General features: G+C 70.7%; 11 protein-coding genes. 6 read left to right on the top strand and 5 right to left on the bottom strand.

The window, feature by feature from the left end; translation table 11 throughout:
• Nucleotides 1-164 precede the first annotated feature (164 nt).
• Nucleotides 165-1,484, bottom strand: coding sequence for a sensor domain-containing phosphodiesterase (locus I6A81_RS18855; protein WP_203000594.1), 1,320 nt, complete (start codon nucleotides 1,482-1,484; stop codon nucleotides 165-167).
• Nucleotides 1,485-1,779: 295 nt separating this feature from the next.
• On the opposite strand from I6A81_RS18855, the gene I6A81_RS18850 reads away from it, so the two are divergent.
• Entirely contained in the window at nucleotides 1,780-2,829 is a 1,050-nt protein-coding gene (locus I6A81_RS18850) for a hypothetical protein (protein ID WP_203000593.1), read from the top strand.
• Nucleotides 2,830-2,853: 24 nt separating this feature from the next.
• Here the strand turns inward: I6A81_RS18850 and I6A81_RS18845 are convergent, their stop codons facing one another.
• Nucleotides 2,854-3,519 (bottom strand): response regulator, encoded by a 666-nt coding sequence (locus I6A81_RS18845; protein ID WP_407661326.1) that lies wholly within the window; start codon nucleotides 3,517-3,519, stop codon nucleotides 2,854-2,856.
• Nucleotides 3,520-3,614: 95 nt separating this feature from the next.
• Nucleotides 3,615-4,901 carry a sensor histidine kinase gene (locus tag I6A81_RS18840; protein ID WP_203000592.1) on the bottom strand — a complete coding sequence of 429 codons (1,287 nt, stop codon included), beginning with the start codon at nucleotides 4,899-4,901 and terminating at the stop codon, nucleotides 3,615-3,617.
• A gap of 107 nt (nucleotides 4,902-5,008) precedes the next feature.
• On the opposite strand from I6A81_RS18840, the gene I6A81_RS18835 reads away from it, so the two are divergent.
• Nucleotides 5,009-5,794, top strand: coding sequence for an ABC transporter ATP-binding protein (locus I6A81_RS18835; protein ID WP_203000591.1), 786 nt, complete (start codon nucleotides 5,009-5,011; stop codon nucleotides 5,792-5,794).
• Nucleotides 5,791-7,734, top strand: a complete 1,944-nt coding sequence (locus tag I6A81_RS18830; RefSeq protein WP_203000590.1) for an FtsX-like permease family protein — start codon at nucleotides 5,791-5,793, stop codon at nucleotides 7,732-7,734. Before I6A81_RS18835 ends, I6A81_RS18830 begins: the two co-directional genes overlap by 4 nt.
• A gap of 392 nt (nucleotides 7,735-8,126) precedes the next feature.
• Here the strand turns inward: I6A81_RS18830 and I6A81_RS18825 are convergent, their stop codons facing one another.
• Nucleotides 8,127-8,882, bottom strand: coding sequence for an HAD family hydrolase (locus I6A81_RS18825; protein ID WP_307874748.1), 756 nt, complete (start codon nucleotides 8,880-8,882; stop codon nucleotides 8,127-8,129).
• A 549-nt stretch (nucleotides 8,883-9,431) separates the two neighbouring features.
• On the opposite strand from I6A81_RS18825, the gene I6A81_RS18820 reads away from it, so the two are divergent.
• Genes I6A81_RS18820 through I6A81_RS45635 form a run of 3 tightly spaced genes read left to right on the top strand, consistent with a single transcriptional unit; the run spans nucleotide 9,432 to nucleotide 13,442 of the window.
• Nucleotides 9,432-10,652, top strand: coding sequence for an oxygenase MpaB family protein (locus I6A81_RS18820; protein WP_203000589.1), 1,221 nt, complete (start codon nucleotides 9,432-9,434; stop codon nucleotides 10,650-10,652).
• Between the two features lie 9 nt (nucleotides 10,653-10,661).
• Nucleotides 10,662-12,950: a molybdopterin cofactor-binding domain-containing protein gene (locus I6A81_RS18815; protein WP_203000588.1), complete on the top strand. Its 2,289-nt coding sequence runs from the start codon at nucleotides 10,662-10,664 to the stop codon at nucleotides 12,948-12,950.
• A 15-nt stretch (nucleotides 12,951-12,965) separates the two neighbouring features.
• A complete protein-coding gene (locus tag I6A81_RS45635) occupies nucleotides 12,966-13,442 on the top strand; it encodes a (2Fe-2S)-binding protein (protein ID WP_203000587.1) in 477 nt (158 codons plus the stop codon).
• Between the two features lie 14 nt (nucleotides 13,443-13,456).
• On the opposite strand, the gene I6A81_RS18805 is transcribed toward I6A81_RS45635, so the two are convergent.
• Nucleotides 13,457-14,134 (bottom strand): TetR/AcrR family transcriptional regulator, encoded by a 678-nt coding sequence (locus tag I6A81_RS18805; protein WP_203000585.1) that lies wholly within the window; start codon nucleotides 14,132-14,134, stop codon nucleotides 13,457-13,459.
• Nucleotides 14,135-14,271: the final 137 nt, after the last annotated feature.

Here is a 14,271-nt window from a genome sequence, read left to right as displayed (position 1 = left end):
CCGGACAGACCACCCGAACGAGCCACCCCCAAAATTTCCGCGCTTGCGCGGCCGGCCGAAGGGCCCGGAGGACTCAGAGGGAACTTGACGGTCGTGATGTTGGCGTTCTCGTGATGTTCCGCCCGCCGTAGCGCTGACGAGGGGCCGTCCGGATGGCTGACCTTTCACATCGCTGGTGCCAGACGGCGTCGTTCCGTGATGACGGCTATGGGAGCTGGTTTGCCGTAGAGGTAGCCCTGTCCGTAGGGGACGCCGGCCCTGACCACGGCGTCGCGTTCGGCGATGGTCTCGATGCCTTCGGCGACGACGGCTCCGCCGATCTCTTCGGTGAAGCGGACAAGTCCGGTGGCGATCGTGCGGCGGGCCAGGTCGCGGTCGATGCCGCGGGTGATGAGGTAGTCGAGCTTGATGACGTCTGGCCGAAGTCGGAGGAGTTGCTCGAGACCGGAGTAGCCGGCGCCGGTGTCGTCCACCGCGATGCGCACGCCAAGGTCGCGCAGGCAGTCGATGGCACGCACAAGGTCGGGATTGCCCGCGCAGTTCTCGTGCTCCGTGACCTCCATGACTACGCGGTACGGGTCGCGAAGGTCGCAGAGGAGTTCGACAAGGCCGCCAGTGACGGTGCTGGGGGATGCGTTGAGCGCGAGTCTGATCCCGGGGGGAAGGCCGGGAAGCTCCTCGATGGCGTGGTGGATCGCGGCCATCTCCAAGTCGATGCCCAGACCGACGAGCCAGGCAGAGCGAAACCAGCCCGGAGTGTCGTGGACCTCGTCGCCGCATCGTGGAGGGAACCGGGAGAGGGCCTCGACGCCGACGAGAGCGCCGCTGCCGAGTCGCACGATCGGCTGGTACACGATCCGGGGACCGCCGCCATCGATGAGACCGCAGATCGCGCGGGACGCCCGACTGCGCGTCTCCCACATCCGTCGTAGGTCGATCAGTGAGTCCTGGAGGAACTCGGCCACCATGCGTACGAAGTGACAGTCACGCTCACGGATTCCAGGATGGGGTTGATGGGCCAGACAGCAGAGCAGCCCGTACAACTGTCCGTGGCTGTCGACGAGTTCGGCCGACGCGTAGGACCCGACGTCAAGATTCCTTACCATCGGGGCCGTGGCCGCGTGCGCGTCTCTCTTCGTGTCGGCCGACACCGAGGGCAGCCCGAGGGCCCGTAGGTCCTCGTACAGTTCCTTGCTCCGCCGGATCGTCACCCCCGGCGCCAGCCCAAAACTCGATCCGTCGCCGCTGATGACCTGCACAACCAGCAGGTCCTTGTCCCACATACCCAGAACCGCGACATCCATACTTAAATGCCGACGAAGCACGTCGAGTAGTTCCATCACCTTATCGTCCGGCTCAAGCACCTTGGCTGAGGGTCCGAATGTCTCGTCTTTCACGACATCCCCCTCCCCGGCGTCAAATGATGGCCTTTCGCCCGCAGACTTCGTCTCGTACAGAAGCCTGCCCGCATAATTCTCAGCCATACCTGCCCAGGATCGTCATGGCCCGCGACCATTCTCCCACCGGCCGGCCTCCGCCTCCCCGGCAGAGCCGGCCAGCCCCGACGACGACGCGAACGAGCAGCGAGACACCAGGACTCCGGGGATAAGAGAACGGCCTTGGCGCGGATTTCCACGCAACCGGGCCGGCGCAACCGGCGCGTCGGAACGACTACCCTGCCCTCACGAGCCGCGGGCTCGGGCAGCCTGAGGGTCGAGCGCGGCGATGCGTGTGGACGATTCCGTCGTTCGACCGCCCGGATGCGTCGAGGAGGGTGCCGTGGCCGACCGCCCGGACGCGGAAGTACGGCGGGCGCGTGAGCTGTTGAACACGCCCTGGCGGGCCGATCCCGAGGCGACGGTCGTCGGCGCCCGGCAGCTGATCGAGCTGGGGCCAGCGTACGTCGCCGAGGCCGTCGAACAGATCAGGCTGCATGTCCTTACCAACTACCGCCTTGGCATGGGCGTCCGTATCGAGGGTGCGCGCCTGCTGGCCGGGCTGGGAGGGAAGTACGTCACGTATGCCGCTTACGGCCTGCGTTTGATGATCAACGAGTACCGGGGCTACGTCGACCTGTTTGAGAACATGGACGCCGCCAAGGAGCTCGCGGGGCTGGGGCCGGCCTATGTCGGCGAGGCGGCGTGGGAACTGCGCCGACAGATCAGGATGCCTGACGCCGATGAGTGGGACCGGGGGTATGGGGCGCTGTACCTGGCCGATCTGCGAGGTCCTGGCGTGATGCCCGAGCCGCCGTGGGAGCTGGACTTCCCGGTCTACGGCGCGTCCCAGGACCCCGTCGAGCAGCGAAGGTTCGAGCAGCGGTGGGTCGAGGGGTGGGGCACCGTGCGCGGTGCGCCCGACCAGCCGTTGTGGCATCTGAGCTTCGGCCACCGCACACCGGCTGGGGGCACCCTCGTCGTGTCGACCTGGCGCGGGCTCGGCAGCCACTGGCACGGGCCACACGGCCCCCAGGAGGCCGCATCCGACGCCGCGATCGACAGCCAGGTCGGCGCGCTGGGCCTGGCGTTCCCACGCGACGCCGCCAGAGGCCGGGCCGAGGAGGACTTCCGCCGCGCCGCGGCACCACTGGACGACTGGCCGCGGTCGTGGCCCACGCTGACGATCACGGTGAACGACGACCGGGCCGAGTTCCGCGTCCGGCGCCTCGGCGACGCCTGGGCGGCCGTCGCCCAGCTCGGCCCGCTGGCGGTCGGCGTCTACGGGCGCGGTTGCGAACTCGGTGACCACAGCCTGTTCAGCGCTTCCACGACCTACAGCCAGCCAAGTGGAGGGCGCGGCAGCCCGCCGCTGCCGCGTTCCGCGCTGTAGGCCCGGCAGGGTACGCGACAACCTCTAGTTGGCGGCGCCACGGAGGTAGGCGAGGACGGCGGAGACGCGCCGGTCGGAGTGGGGGTCAAGTGGGAGCTTGGCGAAGATGTTGCCGACGTGCTTGCGGACCGCCGCCTCGCTGACCACCAGCTTGTCGGCGATCGAGGCGTTGGTGCGGCCCTCGGCCATGAGCGCGAGCACCTCGCGTTCGCGGTCGGTGAGCGTGGCCAGCGGCCCGTCCCGGCGCCGCCGGCGCAGCAGGTGACGGACCACTTCCGGGTCGACCACCGTCCCGCCGGACGCGACCCGGTCGAGGCTGTCGAGGAATTCGCGGACATGGCCCACGCGGTCCTTGAGCAGGTAGCCAATGCCGCCGCCCGGCGCCGAGTCGAGGAGTTCTGCGACGTAGGCGTCGGCGACGTAGGCCGACAGCACCATGATCGCGGTTTGCGGGTGGGCGGACCGGATCTCGGCCGCGGCGCGCAGGCCCTCGTCGGAGTGGTCTGGCGGCATCCGGATGTCGGTGATGACGGCGTCCGGGTGGGTGTTCGCGGTGAATGTCAGCAGCGCGTGGGCGTCCCCCACCGCTGCCACCACCTCGTGACCGGCCCGTTCGAGGATGCCGACCAGACCCTCGCGCTGCAGTGCCGCGTCCTCGGCGAGGACCAGGCGCAGCGGCCGGCGGACCAGCGAACGGTGGGCCGGCGGGCGGTGGGCCGGCCAGCCCTTGGTATGTGGATCTTCGCCCACCGGCCCTCCCAGATCGTGTCGGCGCGGGTCGTCGGTCACGGGTCGGTACCGATCGGGCATTCCATTCTGACCTCCGTCGGCCCGCCGGCCGGGCTCGCGACCGACAAGGTCCCGTCGAGCGCCTCGACGCGCAGGGCGAGGCCGGCGAGCCCTGAGCCGGCCGCCGGATCGGCGCCGCCAGCGCCGTCGTCGACCACCGTGAGGACGAGCCGGTCGCCGAACGTCCAGGCATGGATCCGCGCCGACCGCGCGTGGGCATGCCGGGCGATGTTGGTGAGGGCCTCGCTGACGACGAAGTAGGCGGCCGCCTCGACCGGCGCCGGCAGCCGGCTGGGCAGGAGCAGGTCGGCGTCGACGGGCACGGGCGAGCGGTCGGCGATCTCGTGGATCGCGGCGACGAGGCCGTGGTCGCTGAGGACGCGTGGGTGGATGCCGCGGATCGCGGCGCGCAGGTCGTCAAGCGCGCCCTCGGCCTGCGCGTGCGCCGCGCGCACGAGGTCGAGCGCCGGGCCGTCGGGCGCCTCCAGCTCGGCCTGCCCGAGGGTCATCGTGAGGCCGACCAGGCGCTGCTGGACGCCGTCGTGCAGGTCGCGTTCGATGCGGCGCCGCTCGGCCTCGAACGCGCCGACGAGCCCGGCGCGGGACCTGCGCAGCTCGGCGACGGCGGCCGTCAGCCGTGCTTCGGGCGGATCGAGCAGGAGACGGGTCAGGGCCGCCTGCCCACACGCGAGCGCGGTGACCACGTAGGCCGCGACGACGAGGCTGACCAGCCCGGGCCCGGCGGCGGCGAACCAGGCCTCGCCAGGGGAGTCGATCGACCAGCCCGAGACCTCGACGCGGTCGTCGCGCACGAGGACGGGCGCGAGCAGCAGCACGACCGGGACCGCGACGGCGAACAGGAGCACCGTCGCGTCGACCAGCCACAGGACGCTGGCCAGCAGCACCGAGTACCCGATCTCCGACCAGCTGGCCGGCACCCGCCGCCCGGCGCGCAGGCGTTCCCACGTCGTGGCCCGCGTCGCCGCCCGGGTCGTCGCGCGGGGACCGGCCGCCTCGCGCGGCAGCACCAGCCGAAGCCGCGCCCGCTCCATGGCCGCGATGACAGCCGTGAACAGCGGCACGCCGGCCAGGAGCAGCAGGCCGACGACGACGACCGCTGTCAGCACGCCGAGCCCGACCACCAGCGCGAGGACGACAAGGCAGCCGAGCCCGACGGGCACGCTGGAGGCGAGGTAGACGAGCGACAGCCAGGGCCACCGCGAGAACAGGAAGCGCCAGGGCCGTCCGCGCACCGCGGCCCACGCGCCGCCGGACGAGCCCATGACCCGAGCGTAGAAGGTCAACCCGACCCCCGGGGTAGCGCGGGCGCTACCCCGACCGTGGTGCGGGGGCCCGTGTTCCGGCGCGTCCTGGGCGGTGAGGTGGGATCATGACGCCACGCCCGCGGACACCGCTCGCCGCCGCGCCTCCCGGGACACCCCCGGCGCCCGACGCGACGATAGCCGTCGCGCTCGACGGCATCAGCCGCACGTTCCGCTCCCGTTCAGGCGAGGTCCACGCCCTGCGCGGGGTGACCCACGCCTTCCGCCGCGGCACCTTCACGGCCGTGATGGGCCCATCCGGCTCCGGCAAGTCCACGCTGCTGCAGATCGCGGCCGGTCTCGACCGGCCCAGCCGAGGCCGGGTGATCGTGGACGGCACCGACCTCGGTGCGCTCGACCAGCCAAGGCTGACCAGGTTCCGGCGGACGTCGCTGGCGTTCGTCTTCCAGTCCTACAACCTGCTCGACGCGCTGACGGCGTTCGACAACATCACGCTTCCAGCACGACTGGCGGGCCGGCAGGTCGACCGCGCCGCCGCGCTCGACGCGCTGGACCGGGTGGGCCTGCGGGGCCTCGCGCGCCGACGCCCGACGGAGCTCTCCGGCGGCCAGCAGCAGCGGGTGGCGATCGCGCGGGCGCTGTACGGCCGGCCCGCGGTGCTGTTCGCGGACGAGCCGACCGGGGCGCTCGACCGGGCCTCCGGGCGCATGGTGCTGGAGCTGCTGCGCTCCCTCGCGGACGCCGGCCAGACGGTCGTCATGGTGACCCACGACCCGCTCGCCGCCTCCTACGCGGACGAGGTGCTGTTCCTGGCCGACGGCCGCGTCGTGGGGCAGCTGCGCCACGCCGATCCCGCGCGGATCGCGACCGCGATGAGCGAGCTGGAGCGATGACGTCCACCCGGCTGAGCCGCCAGACCGTGCGCCATTCCTGGCCTGCCTACGCGGGCGCCTTCGTCGCGCTCACCTTCGGTGTCCTGCTCATCGCCGTGACCGTGTCGCTGGTCGGTTTCGTCGCCGCCACCTCCGGCCAGCCCGGCGTCACCGACGCCGACCGGACCCAGCTCGCCGATCTCTCCGCGATGTTCGGGATCATGGCGAGTGTCTCCGTGTTCATGGCCCTGTTCGTCGTCGGCAGCACGTTCGGGTTCGTCGTCGCCACCCGCCGCCGCGAACTCGGCCTGGTGCGCCTGCTCGGCGCGACACCGGCGCAGGTCCGCCGGATGGTGCTCGCCGAGTCCGCGGTCGTCGCGCTGGCCGCGGTCGTGACCGGGTGCCTGCTGGGTACCGTCCTCGCACCGGCCCTGCCGGCCCTTCTGCGGGGCCTGGACATCACCACCCTGCGCCTGCGGACCCCGACGCCCTGGCTGGCATGGGCGATCGCGGCACCGGCGGGGGCGGCGGTCGCGCTGCTCGGCGCCTGGCGCTCAGCCCGGCGGGCCGCGCGCATCGCGCCGATCGCGGCCCTGGCGGAGGCGGCCGTCACGCGCCGCCGGCCCACCGTCGTCCAGCTGGTCGTCGGCACCGTCTGCCTGGCCACCGTGGCGGTCACGGGCGCGCTCGCCCGCGACCTGCCGCCGCTGTTCGCGCTGCTCGCGGGCGTCCTGCTGCCCGAGGTCCTCGTCGTCGGCGTGATGTGCTTTGGCACGGCGCTGTTCCCCTGGCTCGCCGGGCTGCTCGCCCGGCCGTTCACGGCTCGCCACGTCGCCGCGCATCTGGCGGCCCAGGAGCTGCGCGCCTCGGCGCGCACCACCGCGGCGCTGGCCGCGCCCATCGTCGCCATCTCCGCGATCGCCGGGTCGCTGCTGGTCACCCTCAGCTTCACCGCCGACTGGACGGTGGCCCAGGACCGCGCCCAGCTCGCCGCGCCGCTGGTCGTCGAACCCGGGGGCCCCGCGGCGGCGCGGGCCGTGGCCGCCGATCCGACGGTGGCCGTCGTGGACGCCCGCCGGCACCTGACCGGCGAGGCCCCCGCCGGCGAGCATGACGGCGACGCGCTGGAGGGAGAGGACGTGGACGTCGTCGACGTCCGCGCCGCCGCGGCGGCGCGTGGCCTGCGCGCCGTCCGCGGGAACCTCGCCGACCTGCGCGGCGAGACGATCGCCGTCACCGAGACCCTGGTGACCGACCTCGGCCTCGAACCAGGGGACACCGTACGTGGGCGCCTCGCCGGCCGCGACGTCGCGCTGCGGGTCGTCGCCGTCGTGCCCGACGCTCCCGACCTGTACGGCGAGCGCCTCATCCCCGCCGACCTGTTCACCGGCGGCCTCGCGGGCCTCGAGCCCGATCTGCTGTTCGTGATACCGCGAGCGGGCGTGTCCGCCGACGCGGCCCGCGCCTCGCTCGAGGGCGCGCTCGCCGGCACCGGCAGCCGCGTCCTGTCGGCCGAGGCGTGGATCGACGAGGTCGACGCCGCCACCCGGGCGGCAAACAACGTCGGCATCGTCGTGTTGCTCGGCCCCGCCGGCGTCTACGCCGCCATCGCGATCGTCAACGCCACCCTGATCGGTGCCGCGCAGCGTCGCCGTCAGCACGACCTGGTCCGCCTGCTCGGCGCCACAGAAGGCCAGCAGCGCCGGCTGGCGGTCTGGACGGCCGGGCTGGTCGGCACCGCCGCTCTGCTGATCGGGGCGTTCACCACCGGCTTCCTCGGCTGGCTCATCCGCCAGGCCACCGCCCGGGACCTGGCGCGAGCCCACCCCGAGGCCCACGTCTCGGTGGCGATGTCGATCCCGTGGCTGCCGCTGCTCGCCGTCGCGGCGACCTGCGCGGCCCTGGCGATCGCGGCCGCCCTCGCGGGCACCCTGCCGACCCGCCGCCGTGGCCAGCCCTGAGCCCGCGGCTCAGGGTGTTCGTTGATGACCGCTGGGCCCGGCCCGACCCACGCCTACTACTGTCACGTCCCGCTCGAGGAGACCCCGCGCCGGCACGCGACAAAACCGAATACCGACGGCCGCGGCGAACACGACCTGACCCATCGGCGCCCGATGATCGGCATGAGGGAGTTGTTGTCGGTCTGGAAAACTTTCCGGTATCGCGTGTGCCGCCGGAGTCGCCGCCCCGGCGTTACGGTCGCCAGCAAGATCCGGATTCATTTCGGAGGATCCATCCTCGAACCAGTACATGAACAAGGGTCAGTGGAGACCGATCGTCGCCCAGAACGGGTCGATCTCGCCTCTCGCCCATTCATGAAGATCGACCACAACCAAGGCTCGACGACAGACCGTCAGCTCGCCGCCGAGCCGACGGCGGCTGGCGGCAGGAAGCGGCCGAGCTCGGCGAGGGAGGTGATCCGGTGCGGTTCATCGAGCGGGCCGCGGCCGGTGCGGTCGAGATGGACGGCGTTCAACCCGACGGCGCGCGGCGCCAGCACGTCGAGGTCGTGGCGGTCACCGACGTGCAGCACCGCCTCCGCAGGCACGCCCAGGCGTTCGCAGACGGTGAGGTAGGTGATCGGCGCGGGCTTCGCGACGCCGATCGCCTCCGCGGTGAAGACCGGTCCGACCCGCCCCGCGAGACCGATCGCCTCGACCTTCGCGAACTGCTGCTGGTCGATGCCGTTCGTGAGCACCGCGGTCGCAAGTCCCGCCCGGGCCACCGCCGTCAGCGCCGCGTCGACGTCGTCGAACCGCTGCCAGGTCGACGCGTAGCAGGTGAGGTAGTCGGCGATGTGCCGATCGAGCTCGGCGTCCGTGCCGGGGCGGTGGCCGACGTGCGGCAGGAAGTCGCGCAACCGGGCGCGGCGCTGCTCGACGTAGCTGATCAGACCGTTCTGCCACGCGCCGAAATGCCGGTCCTCGGCCTCGAACCAGGCGGCCAGCAGCACATCGGTAACGGTCTCGACGCCGAGCCGCGGTACCCACTGGCGCAGCGCGGCGACGGCGGAGCTCTCGTGGTCGAACAGTGTGCCGTCCAGGTCGAAGATCACTGCACGCAGCCTGTCGGACCAGGTCACGGGTTCGGGGGGAGCGGTCGCGGTCACGCGCCCAAGTCTGCACGCAGCCACAAGTTCCCACGCGTTCGCGCCGCCGCGCCCGCCGCGCACGGGGCCCGTGACAAGGACGTCGAGATCCTCACTCCGCGCCGCCAGATCACCGTGCCGCAACGCCAACTCGACGGCCAACGCATCCAGTTCCAGCCCGCCGACCGCGCCCTGCCCGCGCCCCTGCACCCTGTATCGGGCCAGAACCCGGATTCGGACCATCGGCCTACGCCTCGACGCCACATGCCTTGGCGCATGACGCCTGGATGAGCCGGGGGACCGCGCGGTTTTCTGGAGGGCGTCACCCGGATATCCAGCATGCCGGTCCAGAAGGTGCTCGCCGCCGCCGACCGGGCGCGGCCGCCGAGGACACGACCGGCGCCTCTCACGGTCGAGGACCTTCCGCCCGCCGACATATTTGCCGAAACAAACACCAGCCAGGTGGACGCGCTGCCGCGCCGACTGAACAGCTTGCGAAGATACGCAGCTACATGCTATGTATCACGGTGTCACCGCGCGCACGGTGCGGCTCATGAGGGAGTTCGGGACATGGTGGACCTGAGCAGGCGCAAGGTGTTGATCTCGGGCGGCACCCTAGGCGCGCTCGGTGCGCTGGGCGTGGTCACGCCGACGCAGGCGCGCGCCGCGGGGGGGTGGACGTGGCCGGCCAGTGGATCGGTGGCCGGTACCGGCACAGGTGCCGACCCACGGTGGGTATGGGATGCCGAGGCCGATCCGGTGGTCGCCTCGTTGTTCGACCGCGGCCTGGTGCCCCAGGTCAACCAGCTGTTATGGGACTGGAACCGCAACGGCCAGCCGCTGCCGGACGGGTTACCGGAGAATCTGCGGGACTTCATCGAGCACGCCCGTCAGCTGCCCTCGTGGGCGGACCGGGCCAAGCTGGAGACCGCCGCCCAGTTCAACAAGTCGCGGGGGCTCTATCTCAACCTGCTCAACGGTGTCGGCGGTGGGATGCTGAGCACCGCCATTCCCAAGGAGGCGCGCTCGGTCTACTACTCGGCGGGCGGCGCGGACATGGAGGACCGGGTTGCCAAGACGAGCATTCTGGGCTTCGCCGTCGGCGCGCTGAACGCGTACCGGCCGGACGGCAACTGCATCGTCAACGCGGTGAAGACCCGGCTGACGCACGCGGCGGTGCGGCACCTGCTGCCACAGTCGCCCCACTGGTCCGGCGACATCCCCATCAGCCAGGAGGACATCCTGGTGACCTGGCACACCCTGCCGACCTACGCCATGGGCAAGATGCGGGAGTGGAAGATCCCGATGAGCGCGGCCGACTCCGCGGCCTACCTGCACGTGTGGCAGGTGACCGCGCACCTGCTCGGCGTCCGGGACGAGTACATCCCCGCCACGTGGGACACGGCCAACTCCCAGTCGGACCTGGTGCTGCCGCCGAACATGGGGCCGACACCCGAAGGCGTGGAGCTGACCGACATCCTGCTGCGCCAGCTCGCCGAACAGGTGAGCCCGGGTGGCGTCGGCCGGCCCCTGGTCAACGCGCTGGCCCGGTTCCTGGTCAGTGAACAGGTGGCCGACTGGGACCAGATCCCGCGCGAGCCGTTCTGGGAGGCGACGATCAAGAGCGTGTGGCCGGTACTGGTGAAGGTCCGGGAGGGGCTCATCCCGTTACCGCTGGTGCCGTCGATCGCCTGGACCGTCGACGAGGCCCTGCGGCAGTACGTCCTGTTCTTCCTCACCAAGGGGCAGGAGACAAAAATCGTCATCCCCACGGGCAATCGTCCGAGCTGAGCCAGCGAAATGCGCGAGTCCATTGGGCGGCGACGGTTCCTCGGGTATGTGCTCGCCGCGCCGACGCTGGTGACGGCGGCGGAGATCGGTCTGAGGCCGACGGTCGCGGCGGCGTCTTCGGCCGAGTTTCAGCTGCCGTCGCCCGGTATTACTGACATAGTCGACCTCAACGACCTGATGACCGTGGCGGCGGCGCCGACCTCGGGTCTGATCTCGGTCGGGGTCGGCCAGGACGGGATGGTGTCGTTCGCACTGCCCAGGGCCGAGGTGGGACAGGGCATCACCACCTCGACGGCCATGCTGATCGCCGAGGAACTCTCGGTACCGCTGGACCGGGTGCGGGTCACCCTGGCCGACGCCCGGCCGGAGCTGGTGTTCAACCAGCTCACCGGTGGGTCGAACACGACCTTCGCGACCTACACGCCGATCCGGGTCGCCGCCGCGATCGCCCGGCGCCGGCTGCTGGAGGCGGCGGCGATCGAGCTTGGCTCCGCGGTCACGGACCTGTCCGTGCGCGACGGCATGATCGTCGATCGTTCCGGCAGGAGCATCGGGTTCGGCGCGCTGGCCGACAAAGCCGCGAGCGTACGAATCGAGCAGGTATCCGTCGAGCTCACGCCACGCGAGAGCTTCACCGTGATCGGCAAGCCGCACAGCCGGATCGACGCGCTGGACGCGGTCACCGGACGCAAGAAGTTCGCGATGGACCTCGACGTGCCGGATGCGAAGCCCACGATGGTGTGCCGCGCGCCGACCCTCAACGGCAAGGTCGGCTCGGTGGCCAACCTCGCCGAGGTGCGCGCGATGGCGGGGGTCACCGATGTCGTGGTGATCTCCACCGGAGTGGCGGTGCGCGCCGAGACCTTCGGCCAGTGCATCGATGCGGTGCGGGCACTGCGTGTCTCCTGGAAACCCGGTACCGCGGCGGGAAAGTCCGACGAGATCGTGCGTCGAGAGTTGGAGCGTGCGGAGCTGTCTCTCGGGCTGCCGCCGCTGACGCCGACTGTGGAAGGGAAGTTCACCTTCTACTTCCGCGGCAACAGTGCGTTGGAAACCAACTGCGCCATCGCCGATGTCCGGGCCGACCGTGCCGAGATCTGGTCGGCGTTGAAGTCGCCGATCGTTGCCCAGCGGACCATCGCCGCGAAGCTCGGCCTGGCGCCGTCCAGGGTTGCCGTGCACGTCGTCCAGGGCGGTGGTTCCTTCGGGCGCAAGCTGTTCTTCGACGCCGCGCTGGAAGCCGCCGAGGTGTCGCAGAAGATCGGCAAACCGGTCAGGCTCATGTGGCACCGTGCCGACGACGCTCGCCAGGGCCGCGTCCACCCGATGGCCACCTCCCGAGTGCGCGTCTCTTACCTCGGTGGCACCGTGCTCGGCTACGAACAGCGGCACACCAGCGTAGCCACCGACCTCGGCCACGGGCTCGGCGAGATCATCACGGCCACCGCCGCGCAACTGCCGGTGGGCGACATCGGATTCTCCGAGACCTTCTTCCTGCTCAGTCAGACGATGCCCTACAACTTCGGGGCAACCAGCCAGCTGCTGTCCGAAACCGACAAGGGCTTCAACACCGGCAGCATGCGCAACGTCTACTCGCCCGACGTCGCCTGCGCCCGCGAACTGATCGTCGACCAGCTCGCCGCGCGGATGCGCAAGGACCCCTACCGGTTCCGGCGCGACTTCCTGCGCGATGACCGCTCCAGGGCGGTCCTGGACAAGGTCGCCGAGGTGGGCGGGTGGGGTCGGGCCCTGCCGGCCGGCACGGCCCAGGGCATCGCCTTCCATGCCGAGTACAAGTCCGTCAGTGCCGCGCTGGTGGAGATCGACTGCCGGCCGGAGACGGTCAACCGGCCCATCCGCGAGGGCGTCGCCGGGCCGCGGGTCACCAGGGCCGTCTTCGCCGTGGACGTCGGCCTGGCCGTCAACCCGCGCGGCCTGGAAGCCCAGATGATGGGCGGCATCTCCGACGGCATCGCGCTGGCCCTGACCTCCAGCCTGCACCTGCGCGACGGGTACTTTCTGGAAGCCAGCTGGGACAACTATTTCTACACGCGGCAGTGGAACACGCCCCTCGCCCTCCAGATCATCGTCATGCCCAGCACCTCGGAGCAGCCGGGCGGCGCGGGGGAACTGGGCGTCGCACCGGCCATGGCCGCCGTGGCCTGCGCCTACGGCCGCGCGACCGGGACCATGCCGACCAGCTTCCCGATCAACCACGGCACGCTCTCCTTCGAGCCCAAGCCAACCGTCCCGCCTGTTCCCCCGTCACCGACCGACGGCCTGAGCCATGCCCGCTGAGATTGGGAGACGCCCGTGCCCGAGCGCACTTTCCGTGTCAACGGCGAGCAGGTCACCGTCAATGTCCCCGACGATGTGCGCCTGCTGTGGGTGCTACGCGACGTCCTCGGCATCACCGGCCCCAAGTACGGCTGCGGCATCAACGTCTGCAAGGCCTGCACGAGCCACCTCAACGGCAAGGAGGTCAACCCCTGTGCGATCCCCGTCAAGGACCTCCAGCCAGCCGACGAGGTCACCACCATCGAAGGACTGCCGGCCACGGTCGGCAGGGAGTTGCATCCCATGCAGCAGGCGTGGCTCGACCACGATGTCGTCCAGTGCGGCTACTGCCAGCCGGGCCAGATCATGGCGGCGGTGGCGCTGGTCCGCCGGGTCGCCGCCCAAGGACGTGCGATCACGGACGACGACCTCGACGGCCTACGCAACATCTGCCGCTGTGGCACCTACTTCCGCATCCGTGAAGCCGTCAAAGCCGGTGCCGCGAACATGTGAGAGGGATCCGGCGGTCAGTCCTCGTCACCTGCTGGTTTCAGCAGGGGCACGAGAAACCGGCGGGCGACCGCGGCCATCTGCTCGTCGTCGTCGATATCGACGACATAACTGGGTATCACCAGAAAGGAAGCGGACACCCGAACCATCAGCTCGGCCGCGAGGTCGGTGTCCAGGTCGCTGGACACCGCACCCGCGCGCTGTTCACGGCGCAGCTGACCGGCGAGGAACTGCCGTACGGTCGCGAGGGTCTGCCCACCGTCGCCGACCACCGAGGCCACCAACAGGTCGGGTTCCGTGGCGATCAGACCACCGATCAGCGGATTTCTCCGGACGGCGCGCAACGAGCTCACGAAGCCGAGCACCAGACGGTCGGCGACGGTCTTGGCCTGTCGGATGTCGACGAGGAACTGGTCGAAGTACCGGCGGAACTCGCGTCGCACCACCTGTTCGACGAGCACGTCCTTGGTCGTGAACCGGCGGTAGACGGTAATCCGCGAAACCCCGGCCCGCCGCGCCACATCCTCCATCGTCGACCGCTGAATACCCATCCGGCAGAACTGCTCATACGCCGCGTCAAGAATCCGCGCCCGAGTCTCCTCTGTGTCGTCGACCCGTTCGACGGCGTCGGTGTACGCGCGTTGCAGCACCGACTCCGAGCCCGGTGTCATGAACGCGGACAGCGAGGGTTCCATGGTCACCTCCTGGTTCTTCCTCAACGGTCGCCGTCGCGACGAGCCTTTTGATCATCTACACGCCATGACCCAATGATACACGGACTCTGTTTTTGTTTCATTGCACCAGGTTTCCGGCTGGCATCGAACGACCTCGA

Origin of the sequence: Frankia nepalensis (genome assembly GCF_016786325.1) — a bacterium.
Taxonomy (GTDB): Bacteria; Actinomycetota; Actinomycetes; order Frankiales; family Frankiaceae; genus Pseudofrankia; species Pseudofrankia nepalensis.
This window is presented reverse-complemented; position numbering and strand designations above follow the sequence as displayed.

Excerpts from the sequence above, each read along its gene's own strand:
- I6A81_RS18855 (WP_203000594.1), bottom strand. The coding sequence starts at position 1,484 with ATGGCTGAGAATTATGCGGGCAGGCTTCTGTACGAGACGAAGTCTGCG.
- I6A81_RS18840 (WP_203000592.1), bottom strand. The coding sequence starts at position 4,901 with ATGGGCTCGTCCGGCGGCGCGTGGGCCGCGGTGCGCGGACGGCCCTGG.
- I6A81_RS18835 (WP_203000591.1), top strand. The coding sequence starts at position 5,009 with ATGACGCCACGCCCGCGGACACCGCTCGCCGCCGCGCCTCCCGGGACA.
- I6A81_RS18830 (WP_203000590.1), top strand. The coding sequence starts at position 5,791 with ATGACGTCCACCCGGCTGAGCCGCCAGACCGTGCGCCATTCCTGGCCT.
- I6A81_RS18820 (WP_203000589.1), top strand. The coding sequence starts at position 9,432 with ATGGTGGACCTGAGCAGGCGCAAGGTGTTGATCTCGGGCGGCACCCTA.
- I6A81_RS18815 (WP_203000588.1), top strand. The coding sequence starts at position 10,662 with ATGCGCGAGTCCATTGGGCGGCGACGGTTCCTCGGGTATGTGCTCGCC.
- I6A81_RS18805 (WP_203000585.1), bottom strand. The coding sequence starts at position 14,134 with ATGGAACCCTCGCTGTCCGCGTTCATGACACCGGGCTCGGAGTCGGTG.